Source organism: Pasteurella sp. P03HT (assembly GCF_054052285.1).
The window spans coordinates 16,431-38,945 of sequence record NZ_JBSIUM010000012.1 but is presented as its reverse complement, the minus strand read 5'-3'; the positions used below and the strand labels follow the sequence as shown (position 1 = coordinate 38,945).

Sequence of the window (22,515 nt, the reverse complement as noted above, 5' to 3'; positions counted from 1 at the left end):
TAAAACTTAACTCTATGAGGTGATGTATGACTGACTTAAATAAAGTAATCAACGAACTTGGTGCACTTGGTATTCATGATGTAAAAGAAATCGTTTATAACCCAAGTTATGAACAATTATTTGAAGAAGAAACCAAACCAGGTTTAGAAGGTTATGAAAAAGGTATCGTAACTCAATCAGGCGCAGTCGCCGTTGATACGGGTATCTTTACTGGTCGTTCGCCAAAAGATAAATATATCGTGCTTGATGACAAAACAAAAGACACGGTTTGGTGGACAAGTGATGCTGCGAAAAACGATAACAAACCAATGACACAAGAGACGTGGAAAAGCTTAAAAGGTTTAGTCACAAATCAACTTTCTGGTAAACGTTTATTCGTCATTGATGCCTTCTGTGGTGCGAACGCTGACACACGTTTAGCTGTACGTATCGTCACAGAAGTGGCATGGCAAGCGCACTTTGTGAAAAACATGTTCATTCGTCCAACTGAAGCTGAATTAGTTGGTTTCAAACCAGACTTCGTAGTCATGAACGGTTCTAAAGTCACTAACCCTAACTGGAAAGAGCAAGGCTTAAATTCAGAAAACTTCGTTGCATTCAACTTAACTGAAGGCGTGCAATTAATCGGTGGTACTTGGTACGGCGGTGAGATGAAAAAAGGGATGTTCTCAATGATGAACTACTTCTTACCATTAAGAGGCATCGCATCAATGCACTGTTCAGCAAACGTGGGTAAAGATGGCGACGTAGCCGTATTCTTCGGTTTATCAGGTACTGGTAAAACAACGCTTTCAACCGATCCAAAACGTCAATTAATCGGTGACGATGAACACGGTTGGGATGATGATGGCGTATTCAACTACGAAGGTGGTTGCTATGCGAAAACGATCAAACTTTCTCCAGAAAACGAACCAGATATCTATGGTGCAATCAAACGTGATGCATTATTAGAAAACGTGGTTGTTCGTGCAGACGGTTCTGTTGATTATGATGATGGTTCAAAAACAGAAAACACGCGTGTTTCTTACCCAATTTACCACATTGACAACATCGTAACGCCAGTATCAAAAGCGGGTCACGCGAAAAAAGTGATTTTCTTAACAGCGGATGCGTTCGGTGTGTTACCACCAGTCTCTAAATTGACTCCAGAACAAACTAAATACTACTTCTTATCTGGTTTCACCGCGAAATTAGCAGGTACAGAACGTGGTATTACAGAACCAACGCCAACATTCTCAGCATGTTTCGGTGCAGCGTTCTTATCACTTCACCCAACTCAATACGCTGAAGTGTTAGTGAAACGTATGGAAGCTGCAGGTGCAGAAGCATACTTAGTGAACACTGGTTGGAACGGTACGGGTAAACGTATCTCAATCAAAGATACTCGTGGTATCATCGATGCCATCTTAGATGGTTCAATCGAAAAAGCGGAAATGGGTAAATTACCAATCTTTGATTTAGCAATCCCAACAGCATTACCAGGTGTTGACCCTGCAATCTTAGATCCACGTGATACTTATGCAGACAAAGCACAATGGCAAGCGAAAGCTGAAGACCTTGCAAGTCGTTTCGTGAAAAACTTCGAAAAATATACAACGAATGAAGAAGGTAAATCATTAGTTGCAGCAGGTCCAAAAGCATAATTAAGTTACGCTTAGATTAAATAGACAAACAGCTCGGTGAAAATCGAGCTGTTTTTTATTTCTGTTTATCGCCACATTTTTGTGTTGAAAACGAATCAAAACAACCGCACTTTTCCCTGATGTTTAACAACACATTTAAGTCATGCAAAATAAAAAAGCACAGTGTTCACCTGTGCTTTTTCGAATTAACTCTTCGTTATACTTTCAAACAAAGGTATTTCATTTCCAAAAATTCTTCAATGCCATAACGAGAGCCTTCACGTCCTAAGCCAGATTCCTTGACGCCACCAAACGGTGCCATTTCATTACTAATTAACCCTTCGTTAATACCGACGATACCGTATTCTAGCGCTTCGGACACACGCCAAATACGCGAAATATCTTGTGTGTAGAGATAAGAGGCTAAACCAAACTCGGTGTCATTCGCCATCTCGATAACCTGTTCTTCAGTATCAAATTTAAACACGGGGGCAAGTGGTGCAAAGGTTTCGTCTTTAGATACCAACATAGATTGTGTTACATCACGTAACACAGTAGGTTCAAAGAAAGTCCCACCGCGGCTATGCAATTTACCGCCGATCACTAAATTTGCCCCTTTCGCTGTCGCATCTTCAATATGTTCTTGAATTTTTTTGACCGCACTTTCGCTGATAAGTGGTCCAATATTCACGCCTGCTTCATTCGCGCTGCCGACTTTAAACTCGGAAACTTTACGGCTAAATTGTTCGACAAAACGCTCATAAATACCTGACTGAACATAAATACGGTTAGTACAAACACAAGTTTGTCCGCTGTTACGGAATTTTGAGGCGAGAATACCTTCAATCGCATTATCTAAATCTGCATCATCAAACACGATAGACGGCGCATTGCCACCTAATTCAAGTGACAGTTTTTTCACGGTATTCGCTGATTGCGCCATTAAGATTTTGCCCACACGCGTTGAGCCCGTGAAGGTCACTTTACGCACAGTTGGGTTTTCGGTGAGTTCCTTACCAATTTCAATCGCATTAGTTGAAGTAATGACATTAAATAAACCTGCAGGAATACCCGCTTGATGCGCTAACTCTGCTAATGCTAACGCCGAAAGGGGTGTTTCTTGTGCTGGTTTTAACACAATGGCACAGCCTGCTGCAAAAGCGGGCGCGGCTTTACGAGTAATCATCGCATTCGGGAAATTCCAAGGAGTAATGGCTGCTACTACGCCAATGCCTTGTTTAATCACGAGTAAGCGGTGATCCGCTTTATCTTGCGGCAGTACATCACCATAAATGCGTTTTGCTTCTTCTGCAAACCACTCAATAAAACTCGCACCATATAAAATCTCACCACGACTTTCTGCAATCGGCTTCCCCTGTTCAAGACTTAACAGCTGTGCTAACTCTTCTTGGTGAACAATAACTAAGTCATACCAACGGCGTAAAATATTTGCCCGTGCTTTCGGGGTGACTTTTTGCCATTGTTTTTGTGCTTTTGCCGCACATTCAATCGCATATTGCGTTTCAGTCGCTGTTAAATCAGGTAATTCACAAATCACTTCATTCGTTGCAGGGTTTGTGACAGAAAAGGTTTTCTTATTTTTTGCTTCCACATATTCGCCATTAATATAGGCTTTGGTTTTAAGTAGAGAAAATTGTTGCATCTGACCTCCCAACCATTAATAAATTTGATTTGTTGTAGATGAGCATTCTACAGGCTTTGAAGATTTAAACTTCAGTGCAAGATCTTTTAATGCCCGCATCAATAATGAGGTATCCACACCAACCGCGACAAATGTACAACCGAGCTCAAGATAATGTTTCGCCATTTTTTCATCAGCGTACAAAATACCCGCGGCTTTATTTGCTGCACACACAGTGTTGATCGCTTGCTCAATCGCCTGTTGCACCTCTGGATGAGCAGGGTTACCTAAATGTCCTAATGATGCACTCAGATCCGCAGGACCAATGAAAACGCCATCTACGCCATCTACTTCAGCAATGGCTTTCAGGTTTTCTAGTCCCTTTTTATTTTCCACTTGCACTAATAAACAGATCTCATCGTCTGCTTTCTGTAAATAATTCGGAATGTTATTCCAGCGTGATGCTCGTGCTAGCGCACTACCCACACCTCGCACTCCTTTAGGCGGGTAATGGATAGCCTGAACTAATTCTTTCGCCTGTTCCGCGGTTTCTACCATTGGAATTAAAAGTGTTTGTGCACCAATATCCAACAACTGTTTAATAATATGAGTCTGTCCAATTGCAGGACGAATAATCGGAGTGGTAGGATAAGCGGCAACGGTCTGTAATTGATGTAATAAAGTACGTAGCTCATTTGGCGCATGCTCACCATCTAACAATAACCAGTCAAACCCAGCATTCGCAGCAAGTTCACAAGCATACCCATCTGCTAACCCAACCCATAAACCGATTTGTGCTTTTTTCTCTTTCAACGCACGTTTAAATGTATTTTGTAGCTGCATGATTCGCTCCATTTACACAAATTGCATCGAAATGCTACCAAGCTCATGATAATCCACATGGAACGTATCACCACGACGAGCTGCCACTGGACGAGTAAAGGACCCCCCTAAAATAATTTCGCCCGCCTTTAAGGTCACACCATAAGGATGTAATTTATTCGCTAACCATGCCACACCTTTGATTGGATTATTCAATACTGCTGCGGATACGCCAGACTCTTCAACGACACCATTGCGATACAGGACAGCCGCCACACGACGTAAATCCACATCCATAGGCTTAATTGCACGCCCCCCTAACACCACGCCAGCATTCGCGGCATTATCCGAAATTGTGTCAAAAACACGACGTGGTACTTTCGTTTTACTGTCAAACTGTTCAATTCGAGCATCAATAATTTCTAAAGCAGGAATCACATAATCCGTTGCATCCAACACATCAAAAATCGTGCAGTTTGGACCTGATAAGTCTTTTTTCAAGATAAACGCGAGCTCTACTTCGACACGTGGCACAATAAAGCGATCAAACGGAATCTCACTGTTTTCTTCAAAGAACATATCATCTAATAATGCGCCGTAATCTGGCTCATCAATTTGTGAGCTATTTTGCATCGCTTTTGAGGTTAAACCAATCTTATGTCCTTTTAATACACGCCCTTCTTCAATTTTCATCGCCACCCAGGCTTTTTGAATTTCATAAGCATCTTCAATCGTAATCTCTGGGTAAGCTAAAGAAAATTGCGAAATTTGTGTCCCTGTCTTTTCTGCTTCATTTAAACGTTGTGCAGCTTGTTGAATAATCTCTTTGGATAACATAGAAAATCCCTCTTTAAGATGATGTTGAATTGGGTGTTAAAGTAATTAAAAAACCAACGATTGCCACTAATGCACAGGCACTCATCACCCAAAGCATTGTTTGTGGACTGTTATTGAAAAAATAAGACAATGCACTACTGGCGATAAAACCACCTGCAAATTGCATTGAAGCAGCTAATGCCATTGCTGCGCCCGCGGTATGACTATGCTGTTTTAATAAACCGCTCATGACATTTGGCGTAATTGCCCCCGTTAAACCAACAAAAACAAACAGCGGTAGCATGATCGCGAGCAGACCATCAGGATCGGCAAAGAAAAAGCCAATACCCGCGAATAACACAAGAACCATTTCGCCCATTAATACGCGATTCACCGCATAGTGTTTAACCAGCTTATTGTTAACGAGAGTTGCTATGACAATCCCAATCACATTAATCCCGAAATAATAGCCATAATCCTGTGCTGGAATATGGAAATAATCGATATATACGAAAGGAGTGCCCGCAACATAAGTAAACATCCCGCCAAACATGGCTCCTAAACACAAAATATAACCAAATGAAAGGCGATGTTTCAAAATACGGCAATAGGCTTGAAAAAATGTAACTAAGTTTAACGGCGTTTGCTGTCGATTTTGGTTGGTTTCCGCTAAGAAAAAATACGTAATAACCCAGCACAACAGACCAATAAACGCCAATAACAAAAACTGGGCTGGCCAGCCAAACCAAAGTAATATTAGCCCCCCAATAAAAGGCGCTAATAAAGGTGCAAGCATCGTCACTAACTGCATCATGGATAACACATGAGTCATACGATGAGGTGGAAAACTATCACGCACAATTGCACGCCCTAGAACAGGTCCCACCCCACCGCCAAATGCTTGTAAAAAACGCGCTACTAACAATTGCTCAATACTATTTGCTAAACTACAAGCTAAACTGGCGATGATATAAATGAACATCCCTATCAATAAGACGACTCGCCGCCCGTACCTATCCGAAATAGGACCATAAAACAGCATCCCCACACAAAAGCCTGTCAAAAAGGTACTGACTGACAATTGCACCCATTCCATGCTGGTATTGAGTTCTTGCGCAATTGTAGGTAAAGAGGGCAAATACAGATCAATCGAGAGCGGTCCAAACCCAACTAACGTCCCTAAGAAGCAGATAAGTGCGGTCTGGTTCCACGTTGTTTTTGTTGATGATGGCATAACGCCCCCGTTTTTTCTGTTTCAATGCCCGACAGTCAAGGTTATTTTTTGAACCGAAGATGCACGTTATTTTTCTTAAAATTTAATGTAGGATGCAATTCTGCTATTTCAAAAGACAGCGCAAAGTAACGTTTTTCAAACAATGGTGTAAAATAATCCGTCAAAATCTTAAACACTTGCTCACCAACGGGTTGTAAACTTGCTTCGGAGCGTCCCGCACCAATTTTTAGCGTAATGTGAACAAAAGCATCGTCTTCTTTCCCATCCGCCATGCGATATACATCAACCCAGTGCACACGACTACGAATTCCCCCTAAAGGAAAAATGCCAGTGCTAGCAAGGTAATCATGAACTTGGCTAAATAGTGGTTGCCAATCTACATCCGCTCGAATATTTTCTGTTGCTTCCACAATGAAATGCGGCATAAATACTCCTTTTTTTCTCAACAGTGCGGTCAGTTTAAACACATTTGTAACTCACCGCACTTTTCCTTACTAGACTGGGAATACAGCGTTAATTTGTCCTGTGCCAGAGCTTGGGAACAAGTCGGTCAGAATTTCCACAGGTTTATCATATTTATCCCAACCCAGCATTCCCAATAACATGACTGTATCGTGCATATTGCCTTCCCCGCGACAAAACTCAGCATATTCAGGCAACATCTTACAGAAGTCTTTGAAATTACCTTTACGCCACATATCGACTACGTGTAAATCAATTTGATGCTCAAATTCACGGGTATAACTGTTCATGCCCTCTTTCGCAAGGTGATCGGGGATAAAGTAATGAGATAACGATCCGCTCGCAAGCACGGCAACAATTCCGTCGTATTCCTTAATTGCCTCTAATACCGCTTCACCAAGCTTACGGCTGTCTTCAAAAGAGTGTGATGTACAGAACGCAGAAATTGAAATCACTTTGAATGCTTTATCTTCATTCATATAGCGCATTGGGACCAAAGTACCATATTCCAATTTTAAACTTTCAATTTCATGTGCCTGCGCGCGAACTCCTTTTGCCACCGCATGTTTTACGATCATATGTCCCAACTCTGGATTACCGTTATAATCAAACGTGATGTCACGAATAAAGTGCGGTAATTCATTACTGGTATAGACCCCTTTAAAATGGGCACAACAATTCACATGGTAGGCACTGTTCACTAACCAATGTGTATCAAACACAATGATAGTGTCTACCCCTAAATCACGACAACGACGACTAATTTCTTTATGTCCTTCAATCGCCGATGCACGACAACCGTGGTGTTTACCTGGTTGCTCAGACAAATACATCGATGGAACATGTGTAATTTTGGCAGCTAAGGCGAGTTTACCCATATCTTGCTCCTTTAACGTTATAATCCCCAACGAGGAATTGGATGATCGTGCATTGAGATACACACATTTTTTAATTCCGCAAAGACCTCAAAGCTATATTCACCGCCCTCACGGCCAATACCAGAGGCTTTGATACCACCAAATGGCTGACGTAAATCACGGACATTTTGGCTATTCACGAATACCATTCCCGCTTCAATACCATTCGATAAACGTAACGCTTTAGCAATATCTTTTGTCCAAATATAAGACGCCAGACCATATTCCACGTCATTCGCTAAACGCAATGCATCGGCTTCATCTTTGAATTTCATCAAGCAAACGACGGGACCAAAAATCTCTTCTTGTGCAATACGCATACGGTTATCAACATCAGCAAACACTGTTGGTTGAATAAAGTTACCTTTTTGTAAATGTGCAGGTAAGTTTTGTGGACGTTCTAATCCACCCGCCAATAAGGTTGCCCCTTCTTCTAAACCAATGCGAATATACCCCGTGACTTTGTCATAATGTTGACGCGTAATCATTGAACCAACTTGTGTATTTGGATCTTGTGGATCGCCAACAATCAGACGTTTCGCACGGGCTGCAAATTCTTTTACAAATTCATCATAGACCGTTTCTTGAATAAAGATACGTGAGCCTGCAGTACAACGTTCGCCGTTTAAAGAGAAAATGGTAAAGAGTGCTGCATCTAATGCACGTTCTAAATCCGCATCATCGAAAATTAAAACAGGTGATTTACCACCGAGCTCCATGGAATATTTTTTCAAGCCTGCGTGTTTTAAAATGTGTTTACCCGTTGCAGTGCCCCCTGTGAAAGAAATCGCTCGCACATCATCATGCGTGACTAAAGCCTGTCCTGCTGTTGAACCAAAACCTTGCACAACATTAAATACCCCTTCAGGAATGCCTGCTTCAAGGGCTAAACGACCGAGCTCATTCGCAGTAAGCGGTGAAAGCTCTGACATTTTTAATACGGCGGTATTTCCCAATGCCAAACAAGGTGCGGTTTTCCACGTTGCTGTCATAAAAGGGACATTCCAAGGCGAGACTAAACCACATACTCCCACTGGTTGATAAAGGGTGTAGTTCAACATTTTGTCATCCACAGGATAGCTATGCCCATTCATGCGAGTACAAACTTCCGCAAAGAAATCAAAATTGTGTGAGGCACGAGGAATCAACACATTTTTCGTTTGGTGAATAGGTAGACCTGTATCCAACGTCTCTAGTTCTGCTAATTTCGCAACATTTTTGTCGATGAGCTCGCCTAAATTACGCATTAAACGTGCACGTTCTTTCGCTGGGATTTTTGACCATTTTGGGAACGCCTCTTTTGCTGCTTTGACTGCTGCGTTAATTTCTTTTTCACCGCCAGAAGCAACCTCACAAATGACTTCACCAGTGGCAGGGTTTACATTCTCAAACGTTTCATCACTGGCAACTTCTTTACCGTTAATCCAATGTTTAATCATAGGTGTCTCCTTTTATCTTAAGCTTTTTTTGCAAAAAAGGCGGTTTCACTGACAATGTAGTTAGTGAGTTTACCAATTTGTTCAATTTCGATTTCAACACAATCGCCTGCTTTCACGTCCGCTAGCCCTTTCGGTGTTCCCGTAGCAATCATGTCACCTGGTTGCAATGTCGTAATATGTGAAAGATGCTCAATTAAATAGGCAATATCAAAAATCATATCTTTCGTATTCCCTTCTTGGCAGAGCTCCCCATTGACCCATGTTCTCAAGGTTAAATTCATCGGATCCTTAACATCATCTTTATCAACAATCCAAGGACCAACTGGCGTAGTACCCACACGGTTTTTCACCCGTAAATTTGGGCGGTAATAGTTCTCTAGGTAATCGCGAATCGCGTAGTCATTACATAAGGTATAACCTGCAACATAATCCATCGCATTTTCCCGCTTCACATTTTTTGCGGTTTTACCAATCACGACCACAAGTTCACACTCATAATGCATATATTCCACATGATCAGGTCGCCATGTTGTACTATTGTGCCCCGTATATGTATGATGCGTTTTCACGAAAACTAATGGTTTTTCTGGTGGCTTAAAATCTAATTCAGAAGCGTGATCGGCATAATTCAAGCCGAGGGCATACATCATGCCACTCGCTGGAGGTAACCACGTTACTGCTTCAGCAGGTAAAAGCTGTTTTTGTTCAGTCAATAATCCTTGTTCTAGTACTTCAACGCTGTGGATTTGATTTTGATAAACCACTTTTGCATATTTACTCATAATCGCCCTACCTTATTCCGCAATCGTGTTGCTCACACAACCTAACTGCACAAAATCCACATTGACTTCATCCCCTGCACTCACTAATAACGGCATATCCTCTGTCCCAGTTAGCAAAATATCTCCTGCTTTAAATGCAATAAATTGGCTTAAAAAGCTGATGAGTTCAGGAACAGAATGCTTCATGTTCAAATGCACGTAAGATTTTTTTATGTCGCCATTTAATGCAACATTAATTGTCACTTCTGCTGGATTTTCCACCGCACTTTTCAGGACGGTTTGCCCTAAAACACAAAACCCATCTTGGCAACGTCCTTCAATATCAGGACGATAATAACTGTCATTGGGCAAAGAATATAAAGCAACGGGAACATAACCTGCCACAGCATGTAAGGCATCTTCGACTTCTACTCTTGAGGTATCTTGTCCAAACACCACTCCTAAGTGCGGTTCAACTCTGAGTTGTTTTTTTCCAGTTGGTAAACCTACTGTAGCCCCGCTACGATTGTGCGTTGCTTCAGGTAACACATAAATCACAGGCGTTTTTGGCAGCGCTTTGTAAGGTGCTTGTTCAAATTCTACTTGGCAACGTTGTAATAAACGTACTGAATTTAGGGCAATCACAAACACCGTTGGCTTGCTAGAAGGCGCAAGTTGTGTAATCTGTTTAGCTAAAGAGACAGACATAATTTCCTCACTTAAAATAAATGGACGAGCCATAACGCAATGCCAGGAACACAAGCGATCACCGCAATGCGAATCAAATCAGAGACAATAAAAGGCAAGACCCATTTCGATGTTGCTAATAATGGTGTATCTTTATCCATCTTATTGATAATAAATAAGTTCATTCCAACAGGAGGCGTAATAAGTCCAATTTCGACTACCATCAACGCCACAATACCGAACCAAATCGTTTTATCTTGTGCGGATAATCCCCAGAAATCTAACCCAAGAATAATCGGGTAAAAAATTGGAATTGTGAGCAAAATCATGGCTAGCGAATCCATCACACAACCTAGGACGAGGTAAATCATCAAAATACAGAATAAAACAAAAAGCGGGGCAAATTGCTGTTCCACAACCCAATTAGCTAATTGAGCAGGCATTTGCGTCAACGCGAGTGCTGAATTCAATAAGTCTGCACCGATTAACACCATAAAAATCATCGCGCTTGCCATCGCCGTTTGCAAAATACTGTCGACTAAGCCTTTCCAAGTTAATCCACCTGAAAGCCAAGAAATCAATCCACAAGATGCCGCACCAATCGAGGCAGCTTCTGTCGGATTTGCCCAACCGCCATAGATACTGATGATCACCACAGCAAACACAATAAAGATTGGCAGTACTTTGACTTGAGATTTTAATGCTTGCAAAAAAGGTACTTTTTCTGAAGTGGGTCCCGCATCAGGACGCAAACTCACTAAAATCTTGATCACAACGACATAACCTAAAAGCGCCAAAACGCCTGGCACAATTGCTGCAACAAATAATTTACCAATTGACTCTTGCGTCAACACCGCATAAATGATCAAAGGAACAGAAGGCGGAATTAAAATCCCCAAGGTTCCTCCCGCTGCTAACGTTGCCGTACTGAGCTCGCCAGAGTAATGACGTTTCTTTAATTCTGGGATCGCGACTTGTCCCATAGTCGCCGCTGTTGCCAAGGAAGAACCACAAATTGCACCAAATGCCGCACAACTCCCCACCGATGCCATTGCTAAACCACCACGCCAATGCCCAATAAAACTACTTGCCGCCTGGAATAACGCTTTTGACATCCCGCCGTGTGAAGCCAATTGCCCCATGAAAATAAATAACGGCACCACCGCCAAGTCGTAATTGGAAAGACGGGCATAAGCCAAACCATTTAGGGTATACATTAATGCATTAAGATCGCCTTGCCCTAAATAAGCATATAATCCTGCTGCCGCCAAAAACATTGAAATACTAATATGGATTCGGAGTAATAATAGGGTAAGTAAGATGAAGAACCCCACAACGCCCATTTCTAAGCCACTCATCATAAACTTAATCCTTTGCAGTTAAATGGATACAAAAATAATAAAAAGAACACAATCCCATCACGATAAAACCTGGCATAATCGCAATATTCGGTAACCAAGTTGGGAAAGACAGCAACGCGGACACTTCCTCATATTCTTTTAATGTTTCACTTTGTAAGCCAATACGCCAAACCAATAAAAACGAAACCAAGCAGAGCAATAAATCTGCTAATGCATCCATTTTATTGCGCAATACTGGTGGAAATTTTGCTGTGAAAAAGTCCACCTTTAAATGTTCTGACATCATCGTACAGAAAGGGAGAAAGAGGGATGCCGCCACAGCGCATCCCATTTGCATAATCTCAATATCCCCTAGTACACCACCCTGACCTAACTTGCGGTCCACTAAGGAATAACAAGACATGATGATCAAAACGATGAATAAAAAACCACCCAAAATCGCCATCGCTTTGGCTATGTGGAATAACCCCATACCCACTGCATTATTTTTGACTTTATCTGGAATGACTATGGCTTGTGTCGACTCACTCATCGCTTACCTCCTTCGCTCACTACTGGTGTTTTTTTACCATTTCGCGTAGATCATCAATTAATTGCTGACCGTTCTTGCCTTGTTTGTTCATACTGTCAATCCAGCTTTGTGTTAATGACGCTGTCATCGCTTTCATTTTTTCAGTATGTTTTGGACCAAACTCGCTAATGACTCCGCCATTTGCTAACACTTTTTTACGCGCATTTTCTTCGGTTTTTTCCCATGCGACAGTAATACGCTCAAGTAAAGCAGGTCCTGAATGCTTATCCAAAATGGCTTTTAAATCCGCTGGCAATGAATCATATTTTTTCTGATTCATTACTAACGCGAGGACAGTCAGCGTTGGGAAAGGCTCGCCTGCCGCTGGCATGACATGGTATTTGGTCACTTCATCTAATTTCGTTGGTGGTACGACTTCCCATGCGCCCATTGCACCATCCACCACGCCTTTTGAAATACTTTCTGCCACTTGTGAAGGTGCAATTGAAATGGCGGAGCCGCCTAACGCTTGAATAATTTGTGACGCTAAACGCGTTGGCGTACGTAATTTATTTCCTTTCAAATCTTCCACTTCATTAAGTGGTTTATTCGAGTGGAACGTCACACCACCATCACTTTGAATAGAGAGGACTTTGAAAGGCTTAAATTCTGTATCTTTGGCATATTTCTCAAAGAATTCCCAAGCCACTTTGTTACCAACGCGCACATTTGGTAACAAGAACGGGGTTTCTAACGCTTCAATGATTTTAAAACGACCTGGTGAATAACCTGGCGCGGTCCAAACGATATCTGCAACACCATTGCGAACTTGATCGATCAGTTGACCAGCGGTTCCACCAAGTTGGTTAGAAGGATACAATTGACACTCAATACGACCGTTTGATTCAGAATGTAAATCCTGACACCAAGGGACTAAAACATCATTATGCATAGTAGAAAGTGCGGGTAAAAAATGACCTATTTTTAATACTACTTTGTCATTTGCGAATGCAGAGGTCGCGGCAGCTAAACTGATAGCGAGTAAAAGTTGACGTGTCTTCATAAAAAGTCTCCTTCACGTTCGTTAGAAAAGGCATTTAAGAACAAACAGCAGTCCAATGTAACCAATTTGTTAACAGGTTGTTACAGTTATAATGGAGTTAAGCCGAGTTTTAAATGTACTTTTCTTGTGAAAAATTGTACTTTTCACAAAAAATCATCATGGATTAGAAGATATGTGATCTTGATCGCGAAATGTTTTTGGTGACATATTTGTCTCCTTTTGAAAGAAACGCGAGAAGTAAGCTGGATCTTTGAAACCTAAATCATAAGCAATTTGGTAAATAGAATGTTGGGTAAATAACAACTTTCTTTTTGCCTCTTGAATCAAGCGTTCAATGATTAATCTTTTTGGGGAAGTCGCTGAAAAATGCTGACAGATTGCATTAAGTTTACTTTCACTAATACACAACTTATCCAAATAGTCATTAATACGCCAATTATTCCGAAAATTTTCCTCAATTAAAAAATTAAACTGATTAAACAGATACAATTCATTATTTCTTGGACTGTATTTTTTCTCATCACTTTTCGATAAACGGTAAATTTCTAATAAAATCAGTTTTGCACACAAACGTAGTGCGGTCTGTTTTTCCTCTGTATTATCTCGGTACTCTGACGCAAGCAAATTAAACAAATACTCAAACTTAAAGATTTGCTGTTGTTGTTCGCCCTCTTGTGCTAATTCAATGCACATCGGATAAAAGTAATTACTATCCCTTCTTAACGATTCAAGTAATTGCCAAACAAACTCTTGTGGAATAGTCAGAACATGCCCATGAGTATCTAACTCTGTATAAAAGCCATGAGGAATAGAAGGTGGGGTAATAAAAAAACAAGGTGCATATAACTTATACTCGTGAGCATCGAGTTGCAGTGAGATACTGCCCTCCGTCAAGTAATGTACTTGGTAAAAACGATCGTGAAAATGTACTAACGATTTACGACCATAAAATAGGGCTAAATTATCAAAGGTTTCATAATGAATGATGTTGCTATCTTCCTGACCACCATATGTCTTCTCAATATTAATGTTTTGGGTTTCCACCACCTGATTTACCATCATGTACTCCTTGACTTCATCATTATGTAAATGAATAGCCTGACTGTAAACGATGGTTCATTCGCTGTATAGCCCTCATCTTCAAAAGAGCGATAGAGATCACATTTTAGTCATTTTTATTTCAAAAATACGGAAAAGTACATTTTTTGCCAAGAAAATTGCATTTTATCTTTGTAACAAATCCACTATAAATTTAACAAATTCGCAACATCTAAACCTGTTTTATCCTAGATGCTATTCCTAATCTCATTTGTTCAAAAGGAGTAAACCATGACTCAAGTCGAAAAAAAATCTCACAAATTACCTGATGATTTTAGAAAAGAAAAAAACCGCCCATTTACTGGCGAAGAGTATTTAGCGAGTTTAAGAGATGGACGTAAAGTCTACATCTACGGTGAATTGGTAGAAGATGTGACAACCCATCCAGCCTTTCGTAATGCCGCAGCTTCAGTGGCAAAACTCTACGATGCCCTACATGACTCAGCAACAAAAGACGAATTATGTTGGGAAACTGATACAGGCAATGGTGGCTACACGCACAAGTTCTTCCGCTATGCACGCAACGCTGAAGAATTAAAAGAACAAAGAGATGCCATCGCTGCATGGTCACGCTTTAGCTATGGTTGGATGGGTCGTACTCCTGATTATAAAGCCGCCTTTGGTAGCGCATTGGGAGCGAACCCTGAGTTCTATGGTAAATTTGCCGATAACGCACGCAATTGGTACAAACGTATTCAAGAAGCTTGCTTATATTTCAATCACGCTATCGTTAATCCGCCAATTGACCGTAATAAACCAATTGACCAAGTAAAAGACATTTATGTCAAAATTGAAGAAGAGCGTGCAGACGGTATTGTCGTTAGCGGCGCAAAAGTGGTAGCAACAAACTCCGCGTTAACACACTATAACTTCATTGGCTTTGGTTCAGCACAAATCATTGGCGATAACGATGACTTTGCTCTCATGTTTATTGCCCCAATGGATGCAGATGGCGTCAAACTCATTTGCCGTCACTCTTATGAATTAGCTGCTGGGGCAACAGGCTCTCCATTCGATTTCCCATTATCTACGCGTTTTGATGAAAATGATGCCATCTTGGTATTAGATAAAGTGTTTATCCCTTGGGAAAATATTTTAATCTATCGCGATCTCGATCGTTGTCGTACTTGGGCACAATATGCTGGCTTTGCAACATTATTCCCAATGCAAGCTTGTACTCGCCTTGCTGTGAAATTAGATTTCATCACAGGTCTATTGCATAAAGCATTACAATGTACTGGCGTAATTGAGTTCCGTGGCGTTGCTGCTCAGATGGGTGAAGTGATGATGTATCGCAATCTCTTCTGGACCTTAACTGATGCGATGGCGGGCTCATCATATCAATGGAAGAATGGCTGCCAAATGCCAAGTGCTCAAGCGATCCAAACCTATCGCGTCATGGCACCAATGGCATACCATACCGTGAAAAAAATTATTGAACAAACCGTAACAAGTGGGTTAATTTATTTACCTTCACATATCCGTGATTTCAATAACCCAGAAATTGACCAATACTTAGAAAAATATGTACGTGGCTCAAACAATATTGAATATCGTGATCGGATTAAAATCTTAAAACTACTTTGGGATGCCATTGGCACTGAATTCGGTGGTCGTCACGAACTCTATGAAATTAACTACGCAGGTAGCCAAGAAGAAGTTCGTTTACAAGTACTCGGTCAATCAACAGGCAACGGTACATTACAACGTTGTTTCGACTTGGTTGATAAGTGTTTGGCTGACTATGATGAAAATGGATGGAAAGTACCGCATCTCAATAACTCAGATGACATTAATATTTTGAACAACTTAAATCGTTTTTCAAAATAACTGAGTAGCAAAAATAAGGAAAATCACTATGCTTACTCCAATTCAACAAAATTTCCGTAACGCAATGGCAAGACTTGCAGCAGGCGTCAATATCATTACGACCAATGGGCTTGCGGGAAAATGCGGTATTACTGCCACAGCAGTTTGTTCAGTCACTGATACTCCACCTACTGTCATGGTGTGTATCAATAAAAACAGTGAAATGAACCCTGTTTTCCAAGCAAATAAGCGCCTTTGCATTAACGTGCTCAATGCGGAACAAATCGAATTAGCCCAACATTTTGCAGGTTTCAAGGGCAGTTGTATGGATGAGCGTTTTGAATGGGATGTGTGGCAACCTAAAGCAGACTCAAATGCGCCACCAAGTTTAAAAAATGCTTTAGCAAACTTAACGGGCTCCATTGTGGATAGTCGTGACATTGGCACACATTCTATGTTTTTAGTTGAACTTGAGGACATCCAAGTTAGCGAGGAAGGGCAAGCCTTGGTGTACTTCTCCCGCAACTTTCATCAAGTTGGCACAAAAGACTAACCGCATACAACAAAATCAAAAGCGACGATAACACGTCGCTTTTTTATTATGATGCTCATCTCCACAAAGTGCGGTGACTTTTTTAATTTTTTCGCTCGAGTAATTTAATATGGCGAGTCGCCGCTAGCCATGCGCCGATATACCCAACGAGCGTACAGACAATAATCAAGAATAAAAACTCTGCGAGATTCACACCATGCAATTCAAATTGAACCGCAAAAATATCGGTCACATATTTGACAGCACTCGTAAAATAACCAATCACAAGGCTGCTAAATAAGCACGCTAATAGCCCGCCCAAAATCGCATAAATCATGCCAGTGTATAAAAAAGGACGCAAAATAAATTGATCAGTGGCCCCCAGTAATTTCATCACCTCAATATTGGTTTGGCTACTATAAACATCAGAGCGGATGCTATTTCCAATCACAAGAAAGACCGCTAATGCCATCAGTACCGCACAAAAAATCGCAACATGTGCAACTAACCAAGTTAGTGCCGTCAATTTCTCTAACCAATCATTATCTAAACGAACTTCTTGTACCCCTTTAATTTTATCTAAGTTCTGGCGTAGCTCATTACGTTTCTGTGATTGATTGTATTCTGGCAAAGCATTCACAATCACAACGGCGGGTAATGGATTATCATCTAATATATCCAACTCATTACCAAATCCAGACCAATCACGAAACGCATTTAAACTCTCCTGACGCGAAATGTAATTTAACGATTCAACTCCAGCTTGCTGACGAATTTTTTCCACTACCAAATTGGCATCTTCTTCACTTAACGTCTTATGCAAATAAACAGTAAGTTCACTTTCTGGATAAAACTGGGTGGTGGCTTGATGAATGTTTTTCCACAACAAATAGCTCACAGTAGGAATAGTCAAAGACACACTGATGACTAAAATAGTCAATAAAGTGCCCAAACGGCGCTTGAGCAAATCCGCCCAAACTGCGCGTAATACATAATGTATTTGTACCCAAAAAGGCGCTTGAATACGACGAGATCCCATCACTACTTTCCTCAACGTAAATAGCCTTGTTCCAAAACAAGGCAAGGTTTTGGTTTTTGTTGAATGATATTTAAATCATGCGTAGCAATGAGTACAGTCATGCCCAACTGATTTACTTCTTCGAACAAACTAAAAATCTCAAAAGATAATGCGTTATCTAAATTACCTGTTGGCTCATCTGCTAATAACAATTGAGGCTTGTGGACGATCGCACGTGCAATATCAACACGTTGTTGCTCCCCACCAGATAAATGGACAGGCAAGTGATTAGCACGATCACGTAACCCCACTCGGTCTAATGAGGCCAGTGCACGTGTTTCTGCTTCTTTCGGGTGCATCCCCGCAATAATCAATGGCAATGCCACATTATCCACAATTGAACGATCGGCTAATAAACGATAATCTTGATGAACCATCCCAATTTGACGACGTAGAAAAGGAATTTCATACGCAGATAAACGCGTAATATCATGCCCGTTAAACTCAATTTGCCCGCCATTTGCACGTTCCATTCCCATAATCAATTTCAATAGCGTGCTCTTACCTGCGCCAGAATGACCAATCAAATACGTCATACTCCCAACAGGTAAATGAAAGCTAACATTCTGTAAAGCTGGCTTACCACCTAAATAAGCCTTACTGACATTAGAAAATCTAATCATTTCTTCCCTACTTCACGTCTCTATTTCACACCCAGATTTGCTCTCGCAATCCCTCACTGACAGCTTACAACCATTACTCTTCCTGTACGAATAATGCATCAATAAACTCTTCTGAATTAAACTCACGTAAATCTTCAATTTTCTCGCCGACCCCAATATAACGAATAGGTAAATTAAATTGATCAGCAATTGCAAAGATGACACCACCTTTTGCCGTACCATCTAATTTAGTCAAGCTAATCCCCGTTAACCCGACAGCTTCATGGAATAACTTCGCTTGACTAATGGCATTTTGACCCGTTCCCGCATCAAGCGTCAGCATAATTTCATGGGGTGCAGTCTCATCATACTTTTTCATAACACGAACGATTTTTTTCAATTCGTCCATTAAGTTATTTTTATTTTGTAAACGACCCGCAGTATCTGCGATTAACACATCAACATTGCGTGCCGCCGCCGATTGCATCGCATCAAAAATCACTGAAGCCGAATCTGAACCTGTGCTTTGCGCCACCACAGGAATATGATTACGCTCACCCCAAACCTGTAATTGCTCCACTGCAGCAGCACGGAAAGTATCTCCTGCAGCTAACATCACCGACTTTCCATCCTCTTGGAATTTACGAGCTAATTTGCCAATCGTCGTCGTTTTACCGACGCCATTCACCCCCACCATGAGTATGACATACGGTTTTTTGCTGGGGTCGATCACTAATGGTTGTGCAACGGGTTTTAGAATCTCCGCCATTTCCACTTTTAATTGTTGATACAACAATTCCGCATCTTGCAACTGTTTACGACTGGCGTGTTGCGTTAAATTGTTGATAATTTTAGTCGTGGTTGGCACGCCCAAATCTGCCACTAATAATTGTTCTTCTAATTCCTCAAACAATGCATCATCAATTTTTTTCCCCAAGAACAAACTGCGGAACCCAGCACCAATATTTTGTTTAGTTTTTAACAACCCTTTTACTAAACGACTGAAAAATCCTCCTTCACTTGGTTTTTCTTGCTCTTTCACCACTGGCTTTGCTTGTGAAAGAATATCGTCTGTCTCCTGTTGTACCTCTTCATTTTCGACCTCAGGCTCCAGAATTTGTGCAGTAACTTCATGCTGCGTCAAAGTTGTCAGATTTTCAGCCTGCTCTGCCTGTTGTCGTGGCAACTCATGTGTCGGAGCCATGTTGTCAGCTTGTTGATTTTTAACCACTTCTTCAGGCGATAAAACAGCATCAGAATCCACCACACTTGTTTCAGTGTATTCTGGTTCCGATACAGTACGACATACCGTAGAAACAGGTTCAGAAGACAACACTTCATCATGCTTTTCTGCTTCTTGTGTGGCTTCATCTTGAGCAGAGTTCACCTCTTGCTGCTCATTTTTCTTACCCAAACCTAACCAAGACCAAAAGCCATTTTTCTTATTTTCTGTTGACATATTTCTCTCTCAAAACTCTCATTTGATTCTTCTATAATAAAGACAAAAATTGTTTGATAGTTTACCACTGAATAGAAAGACAATGAAAAATTTCCGCATATTTAGATAAAAAAGGGTAAAATACGCGCGCAATTTATATTAATAGGACAGGATAACGTCACACTTAACGCAATAAAAAGGAATGAAAATGAAAAAAATGATCACTCACCTCAGTATTCTCAGCCTATCTGCATTACTCGTTGCATGTAGCGGCGGTGGTGGCGGCAATGGCGGAAATAATAACAACAGTACAACAGCGGCGTCGATTCAGGTTGTGCCTAGTACTGAACAGCAAACATCCTCTCAGTCTCAGTCTCAGTCTCAGTCTCAGTCTCAGTCTCAGTCTCAGTCTCAGTCTCAGTCTCAGTCTCCAGTAGAGACTATTCAATCTACACTTCCCATTACACCTAAATTAAATTGGAAGACAGATTGTTCTGCATCCAATAATGCTTTTTGTAATGAGGAGGGAAATAAAAATGCAGTAAAAGTATATACAGTAACAACAACGGAAGACCCGCAAAATAGCGAAAAAAATATCATAACGGAAAAAGAGGAAAAAATTACGCTTATTGCAGGAGAAAAATCTAGTGATGGATATAAATTCCACTTATTAGATGATGGAAATGTCTATTATGGTTATCGACTACGCGCAAATACCAACAAAGATAGTAGCTATTATGAGCTTATTTATGCAGCTAATAATGAGTTAATCACTACGTTTCCAAGTAACTATACTGCCACATATAAAAAAGATAGTGGATTTATTTATACCCCCTATACTATCGCTAACACTAGCAATAATAGGATTAAAAAAGAAGGCAACGTTGAACTATATTACCAAGATGGGAAAGTCAAAGGTTTTATATATGATACAAATATAAAAAATAATCCTATCTTTACAATATCTGGGGAAAGTAATAACTTAATAATTACCTCAACTCAATATATTAGCCATTCTGGGACAACTATTTCTGAAAACCAAAAAGCCTCCATGACAGTAAACTTGATCAACTCTAAAGAAAGTGAAAATGATTATAAATATATTATTGGTACAACAAAATCTGATCCTGGTGGAAATAATGAAGTTGGTTTTTCTGCCCTCTTATTTGCAGAAAAACAAGCTGATATACCATCAAACCCTGTAAGGCAAAAATAAACTCTCTTGATACAGGCACATATCATGTGCCTTTTTTAATTCACCTAACATAATATAAAAACCAAACCCCACTCCATTTAGACCAAAAATAAAATATTGAAATCCCCCTCCAATTTTGTCAAAAAATAACCTTATCCAAAATAAAATCCTATTCAAACGCCTTAACTGCAAAATTTAAAACCAAATAAATTTAATTTTATAAAATTTAAAAATAACAGATAAAAACATGAAAGAATTAAATAAAATTTAATTAAAAATAAAAAATACTATATTCCATAATTACTTTTTTGTGTAAAATAACCCAGCATCATACAGGGATATTATGATGTATATTATTTAATAAAACACTAAAAGGAATTAGCAATGGATAGAACTATCTTAAAAATCAGTATAGCCGTTGGACTATCTATCTTTTTTACTGCTTGTATTAAAAGTTATACAATTAAGTATCCAGATAAACCTATTGAAATAGGTCAATCCCCAAAATCTGCTCAGCAAAAATCTCAATCAAATACTACTGATGAGGATGTTCATAAAGATGCATGTGACATTAAATCATCATATCAAAATAAATAATCCCTGTTTTATGAGCATATTAAGGAAAATGTCTATGTAATCGCCAGTCTCTAATCTCTGAGTACGGCTATACAACAATAAAGGCATTGAAATAAACGTCTTTATACATCATGAAAAGCGATGTGTAAGATAGATTACATAGGTAACTTATTAAAATAATGCTAATTAAATAGTGCATCACATAGTAAAATAATCACATTATTTACGTATTCCTAAACAATGAAATGAGAAAAATAACTGAAAAACGAACCGCACTTAAAGGCGAAGTCCGCATTATCGCTGGACTATGGCGTGGGAGAAAATTACCCGTTTTATCATCAGATGGATTACGACCAACAGGCGATCGTGTTAAAGAAACCCTTTTTAATTGGTTGATGCCTTACATTGTAGATGCACACTGCTTAGACTGTTTTGCGGGCAGTGGTTCATTGGGTTTTGAAGCGCTTTCACGTCAGGCGAAACATGTCACCTTTGTTGAATTAGATAAGCACGTCGCAACGCAATTAAACAAAAATTTGCAAACATTAAAATGTGCTGCAGAACAAGCTAATATCGTCAATCAAAATAGCCTCGATTTTTTACAAGCTACACCGCCGATACCGCGCTTTGATATTGTCTTTATTGACCCGCCTTTTCATATCGGTCTTGCACAAAAAGCGATTGATTTGCTGACAACACATAATTGGCTCAAATCAGATGCGCTGGTTTACGTTGAAACAGAAAAAGCACACCCCTTGGTCGTTCCTGCAGATTGGCATATTTTAAAAGAAAAAGTCACAGGACAAGTCTGCTACCGACTTTATTGCACTAATATAAAAAGAAACTAATT

The 22,515-nt window shown here is 40.2% G+C and carries 22 protein-coding genes; 6 read left to right on the top strand and 16 right to left on the bottom strand.

The features are described 5' to 3' along the window. The first annotated feature begins 26 nt into the window (after positions 1 to 26). Positions 27 to 1,643: a phosphoenolpyruvate carboxykinase (ATP) gene (pckA, locus tag ACWIT3_RS09445; protein ID WP_457162438.1), complete on the top strand. Its 1,617-nt coding sequence runs from the start codon at positions 27 to 29 to the stop codon at positions 1,641 to 1,643. A 196-nt stretch (positions 1,644 to 1,839) separates the two neighbouring features. Here the strand turns inward: pckA and ACWIT3_RS09440 are convergent, their stop codons facing one another. The 13 genes from ACWIT3_RS09440 to hpaA form a co-directional block, all read right to left on the bottom strand. Beyond that, positions 1,840 to 3,285: an NAD-dependent succinate-semialdehyde dehydrogenase gene (locus ACWIT3_RS09440; RefSeq protein WP_457162437.1), complete on the bottom strand. Its 1,446-nt coding sequence runs from the start codon at positions 3,283 to 3,285 to the stop codon at positions 1,840 to 1,842. A 15-nt stretch (positions 3,286 to 3,300) separates the two neighbouring features. Further along, positions 3,301 to 4,107 carry a 4-hydroxy-2-oxoheptanedioate aldolase gene (gene hpaI, locus ACWIT3_RS09435; RefSeq protein ID WP_457162436.1) on the bottom strand — a complete coding sequence of 269 codons (807 nt, stop codon included), beginning with the start codon at positions 4,105 to 4,107 and terminating at the stop codon, positions 3,301 to 3,303. A 12-nt stretch (positions 4,108 to 4,119) separates the two neighbouring features. After that, entirely contained in the window at positions 4,120 to 4,923 is an 804-nt protein-coding gene (gene hpaH, locus ACWIT3_RS09430) for a 2-oxo-hept-4-ene-1,7-dioate hydratase (protein ID WP_046339935.1), read from the bottom strand. Positions 4,924 to 4,936: 13 nt separating this feature from the next. Next, positions 4,937 to 6,136, bottom strand: coding sequence for a Bcr/CflA family multidrug efflux MFS transporter (locus tag ACWIT3_RS09425; protein WP_457162435.1), 1,200 nt, complete (start codon positions 6,134 to 6,136; stop codon positions 4,937 to 4,939). A 41-nt stretch (positions 6,137 to 6,177) separates the two neighbouring features. Continuing rightward, the gene (locus ACWIT3_RS09420; RefSeq protein ID WP_457162434.1) at positions 6,178 to 6,561 is read right to left on the bottom strand and encodes a 5-carboxymethyl-2-hydroxymuconate delta-isomerase; all 384 of its coding nucleotides are present in this window, start codon (positions 6,559 to 6,561) and stop codon (positions 6,178 to 6,180) included. Positions 6,562 to 6,630: 69 nt separating this feature from the next. Then, positions 6,631 to 7,476, bottom strand: coding sequence for a 3,4-dihydroxyphenylacetate 2,3-dioxygenase (gene hpaD / locus ACWIT3_RS09415; protein ID WP_457162433.1), 846 nt, complete (start codon positions 7,474 to 7,476; stop codon positions 6,631 to 6,633). Between the two features lie 17 nt (positions 7,477 to 7,493). Further along, a complete protein-coding gene (gene hpaE, locus ACWIT3_RS09410) occupies positions 7,494 to 8,954 on the bottom strand; it encodes a 5-carboxymethyl-2-hydroxymuconate semialdehyde dehydrogenase (protein ID WP_457162432.1) in 1,461 nt (486 codons plus the stop codon). A gap of 17 nt (positions 8,955 to 8,971) precedes the next feature. After that, the gene (locus tag ACWIT3_RS09405) at positions 8,972 to 9,736 is read right to left on the bottom strand and encodes a fumarylacetoacetate hydrolase family protein (protein WP_457162431.1); all 765 of its coding nucleotides are present in this window, start codon (positions 9,734 to 9,736) and stop codon (positions 8,972 to 8,974) included. A gap of 12 nt (positions 9,737 to 9,748) precedes the next feature. After that, a complete protein-coding gene (locus ACWIT3_RS09400) occupies positions 9,749 to 10,423 on the bottom strand; it encodes a fumarylacetoacetate hydrolase family protein (protein ID WP_457162430.1) in 675 nt (224 codons plus the stop codon). Between the two features lie 11 nt (positions 10,424 to 10,434). Further along, complete coding sequence (locus tag ACWIT3_RS09395) at positions 10,435 to 11,763, bottom strand: TRAP transporter large permease (protein WP_457162429.1); 1,329 nt, start codon at positions 11,761 to 11,763, stop codon at positions 10,435 to 10,437. A 4-nt stretch (positions 11,764 to 11,767) separates the two neighbouring features. Further along, entirely contained in the window at positions 11,768 to 12,295 is a 528-nt protein-coding gene (locus ACWIT3_RS09390; RefSeq protein WP_457162428.1) for a TRAP transporter small permease, read from the bottom strand. Between the two features lie 19 nt (positions 12,296 to 12,314). Beyond that, entirely contained in the window at positions 12,315 to 13,337 is a 1,023-nt protein-coding gene (locus ACWIT3_RS09385) for a TRAP transporter substrate-binding protein (RefSeq protein WP_457162427.1), read from the bottom strand. A 156-nt stretch (positions 13,338 to 13,493) separates the two neighbouring features. Then, positions 13,494 to 14,396 (bottom strand): 4-hydroxyphenylacetate catabolism regulatory protein HpaA, encoded by a 903-nt coding sequence (gene hpaA / locus ACWIT3_RS09380; RefSeq protein ID WP_457162451.1) that lies wholly within the window; start codon positions 14,394 to 14,396, stop codon positions 13,494 to 13,496. A gap of 270 nt (positions 14,397 to 14,666) precedes the next feature. Here hpaA and hpaB point away from each other — a divergent pair, with 270 nt between their 5' ends. Together hpaB and hpaC are read left to right on the top strand one after the other, a co-directional pair. Then, positions 14,667 to 16,265, top strand: coding sequence for a 4-hydroxyphenylacetate 3-monooxygenase, oxygenase component (gene hpaB, locus ACWIT3_RS09375; RefSeq protein WP_457162426.1), 1,599 nt, complete (start codon positions 14,667 to 14,669; stop codon positions 16,263 to 16,265). A 28-nt stretch (positions 16,266 to 16,293) separates the two neighbouring features. Further along, positions 16,294 to 16,797 carry a 4-hydroxyphenylacetate 3-monooxygenase, reductase component gene (hpaC, locus tag ACWIT3_RS09370; RefSeq protein WP_457162425.1) on the top strand — a complete coding sequence of 168 codons (504 nt, stop codon included), beginning with the start codon at positions 16,294 to 16,296 and terminating at the stop codon, positions 16,795 to 16,797. Between the two features lie 82 nt (positions 16,798 to 16,879). Here hpaC and ftsX read toward each other — a convergent pair whose 3' ends face one another. The 3 genes from ftsX to ftsY form a co-directional block, all read right to left on the bottom strand. Continuing rightward, positions 16,880 to 17,815, bottom strand: coding sequence for a permease-like cell division protein FtsX (gene ftsX / locus ACWIT3_RS09365; protein WP_457162424.1), 936 nt, complete (start codon positions 17,813 to 17,815; stop codon positions 16,880 to 16,882). A gap of 11 nt (positions 17,816 to 17,826) precedes the next feature. Further along, on the bottom strand, positions 17,827 to 18,477 hold the full coding sequence (ftsE, locus tag ACWIT3_RS09360; RefSeq protein WP_457162423.1) for a cell division ATP-binding protein FtsE: 651 nt from the start codon (positions 18,475 to 18,477) through the stop codon (positions 17,827 to 17,829). Positions 18,478 to 18,550: 73 nt separating this feature from the next. Continuing rightward, complete coding sequence (gene ftsY, locus ACWIT3_RS09355) at positions 18,551 to 19,915, bottom strand: signal recognition particle-docking protein FtsY (RefSeq protein ID WP_457162422.1); 1,365 nt, start codon at positions 19,913 to 19,915, stop codon at positions 18,551 to 18,553. 187 nt (positions 19,916 to 20,102) lie between these two features. Between ftsY and ACWIT3_RS09350 the strand changes: the two genes are divergently transcribed. The 3 genes from ACWIT3_RS09350 to rsmD all read left to right on the top strand — a co-directional run bounded on the left by ACWIT3_RS09350 (position 20,103) and on the right by rsmD (position 22,513). Continuing rightward, a complete protein-coding gene (locus ACWIT3_RS09350) occupies positions 20,103 to 21,110 on the top strand; it encodes a hypothetical protein (RefSeq protein WP_457162421.1) in 1,008 nt (335 codons plus the stop codon). 363 nt (positions 21,111 to 21,473) lie between these two features. Next, complete coding sequence (locus ACWIT3_RS09345; protein ID WP_457162420.1) at positions 21,474 to 21,686, top strand: hypothetical protein; 213 nt, start codon at positions 21,474 to 21,476, stop codon at positions 21,684 to 21,686. Positions 21,687 to 21,910: 224 nt separating this feature from the next. Then, a complete protein-coding gene (rsmD, locus tag ACWIT3_RS09340; protein ID WP_457162419.1) occupies positions 21,911 to 22,513 on the top strand; it encodes a 16S rRNA (guanine(966)-N(2))-methyltransferase RsmD in 603 nt (200 codons plus the stop codon). Positions 22,514 to 22,515: the final 2 nt, after the last annotated feature.

Coding starts and splice junctions, on each gene's coding strand:
- ftsE (WP_457162423.1), bottom strand. CDS start 18,477: ATGATTAGATTTTCTAATGTCAGTAAGGCTTATTTAGGTGGTAAGCCA.
- hpaB (WP_457162426.1), top strand. CDS start 14,667: ATGACTCAAGTCGAAAAAAAATCTCACAAATTACCTGATGATTTTAGA.
- ACWIT3_RS09395 (WP_457162429.1), bottom strand. CDS start 11,763: ATGATGAGTGGCTTAGAAATGGGCGTTGTGGGGTTCTTCATCTTACTT.
- ACWIT3_RS09400 (WP_457162430.1), bottom strand. CDS start 10,423: ATGTCTGTCTCTTTAGCTAAACAGATTACACAACTTGCGCCTTCTAGC.
- pckA (WP_457162438.1), top strand. CDS start 27: ATGACTGACTTAAATAAAGTAATCAACGAACTTGGTGCACTTGGTATT.
- rsmD (WP_457162419.1), top strand. CDS start 21,911: ATGAGAAAAATAACTGAAAAACGAACCGCACTTAAAGGCGAAGTCCGC.
- hpaI (WP_457162436.1), bottom strand. CDS start 4,107: ATGCAGCTACAAAATACATTTAAACGTGCGTTGAAAGAGAAAAAAGCA.
- ACWIT3_RS09390 (WP_457162428.1), bottom strand. CDS start 12,295: ATGAGTGAGTCGACACAAGCCATAGTCATTCCAGATAAAGTCAAAAAT.
- ACWIT3_RS09420 (WP_457162434.1), bottom strand. CDS start 6,561: ATGCCGCATTTCATTGTGGAAGCAACAGAAAATATTCGAGCGGATGTA.
- ftsX (WP_457162424.1), bottom strand. CDS start 17,815: ATGGGATCTCGTCGTATTCAAGCGCCTTTTTGGGTACAAATACATTAT.
- hpaC (WP_457162425.1), top strand. CDS start 16,294: ATGCTTACTCCAATTCAACAAAATTTCCGTAACGCAATGGCAAGACTT.
- ACWIT3_RS09350 (WP_457162421.1), top strand. CDS start 20,103: ATGAAAAAAATGATCACTCACCTCAGTATTCTCAGCCTATCTGCATTA.
- hpaH (WP_046339935.1), bottom strand. CDS start 4,923: ATGTTATCCAAAGAGATTATTCAACAAGCTGCACAACGTTTAAATGAA.
- ACWIT3_RS09345 (WP_457162420.1), top strand. CDS start 21,474: ATGGATAGAACTATCTTAAAAATCAGTATAGCCGTTGGACTATCTATC.
- ACWIT3_RS09385 (WP_457162427.1), bottom strand. CDS start 13,337: ATGAAGACACGTCAACTTTTACTCGCTATCAGTTTAGCTGCCGCGACC.
- ACWIT3_RS09440 (WP_457162437.1), bottom strand. CDS start 3,285: ATGCAACAATTTTCTCTACTTAAAACCAAAGCCTATATTAATGGCGAA.
- hpaD (WP_457162433.1), bottom strand. CDS start 7,476: ATGGGTAAACTCGCCTTAGCTGCCAAAATTACACATGTTCCATCGATG.
- ACWIT3_RS09405 (WP_457162431.1), bottom strand. CDS start 9,736: ATGAGTAAATATGCAAAAGTGGTTTATCAAAATCAAATCCACAGCGTT.
- ftsY (WP_457162422.1), bottom strand. CDS start 19,915: ATGTCAACAGAAAATAAGAAAAATGGCTTTTGGTCTTGGTTAGGTTTG.
- hpaE (WP_457162432.1), bottom strand. CDS start 8,954: ATGATTAAACATTGGATTAACGGTAAAGAAGTTGCCAGTGATGAAACG.
- hpaA (WP_457162451.1), bottom strand. CDS start 14,396: ATGGTAAATCAGGTGGTGGAAACCCAAAACATTAATATTGAGAAGACA.
- ACWIT3_RS09425 (WP_457162435.1), bottom strand. CDS start 6,136: ATGCCATCATCAACAAAAACAACGTGGAACCAGACCGCACTTATCTGC.